At 38.5% G+C, this 1,141-nt stretch carries 3 pseudogenes; all 3 read left to right on the top strand.

Annotation, left to right across the window (positions count from 1 at the left end):
* Positions 1-19: 19 nt before the first annotated feature.
* A pseudogene (locus FTV48_RS14820) lies at positions 20-271 on the top strand (integrase core domain-containing protein); the annotation flags it as partial.
* Between the two features lie 39 nt (positions 272-310).
* Positions 311-445, top strand: a pseudogene (locus FTV48_RS15095) (IS607 family transposase); the annotation flags it as partial.
* Between the two features lie 4 nt (positions 446-449).
* Positions 450-1,141 (top strand): annotated as a pseudogene (locus FTV48_RS14825) (RNA-guided endonuclease TnpB family protein); the annotation flags it as partial.

Below are 1,141 nucleotides of genomic sequence, written 5' to 3' on the forward strand. Positions count from 1 at the left end.
AGAAGCAGCAAATTTATGAGCATCAGTCGGTACGACTGGTGATTCATACGATAATGCTTTGGCTGAAACGGTGAATGGCTTATACAAAACAGAGGTGATTGAATATTTAAAAGCAGATTGGCAAGGTTTAGCAGATGTACAACTTGCGACACTAAACTGGGTAGATTGGTTCAATAAAAAGCGTGTACACAGTGCACTGGGTTATGTATCGCCTTTTGAGTTTGAAGCAATGTACTATGATAAGATTAACCCGTTAGGTCAGGTGGCCTAACTTAAATAAAAAAGTCTCCGACAAACCCGGTACGGTTCAAATCAAGAATCTCTTTCCCCAACGGAAGAAGTAACTCAAGACCTGTTAGCGATTATTCATTGTTTTTCTTCTCGACTTTATGGATTAAGAAAATACAAAGAAAAAGTTAAAGAATTAGTGAATAGTAAGGAATAACTTTTTGAAACTAACACGCATCCATCACTGTAAAAACTTGAATGTGCAAAAGTACAAGCAACTTGAAAAACAAGCTGTTTTACTTGGTCGTGTTCGTAGCGAAGTGTGGGCTAAATATGGTGCTGTTGCAGGTTTAAATATCAGCGACAGAACCATTCGTGATGCGTGGATGAAAGAAAGTCGTGACTTTGGTGTTTCTGCAAATGCGTGGAAAGAAACGCTACGTGATTGCGTAGGTGATATTAAAGCCTATCGAGAAGCATCAAAAGACAAAGTAAAGCAGGCGATCCGAAAACGCACCTCCTGTAATAATGAACAAAAAAGACTATACACCTTGCTTAAAAAAGATGAATGGATGACTGATAATTTCCTCCATCGTCAAATGCGTAATCACTTTAAGCATGGTGTTAATCACACACATAATCAAATTATTGTTCGTGCGGATATGTGTAAAACCTTTGAGCTAAACGGTCAATGTTGGCTTAAAGTGCCAAGTCTAGTCCCTCGACAAACCATTAAAATTCCACTAAACACCACTGTTGATTTTGCGCCACAAGGCACACTTAGAATCATTCTAAAAAACGGTAATGTTGAAGTTCACTCAACTTATGATGCAGTTGAAACACAAGATTGTGGTCAGGAAACCGTAGGTGTTGATAAAGGTTATTCAGAAGCCTTTGTGGATTCTGATGGTGA

Origin of the sequence: Acinetobacter sp. YH18001, from assembly GCF_013416975.1 — a bacterium.
In the GTDB taxonomy this organism is placed as follows: Bacteria; Pseudomonadota; Gammaproteobacteria; order Pseudomonadales; family Moraxellaceae; genus Acinetobacter; species Acinetobacter pseudolwoffii.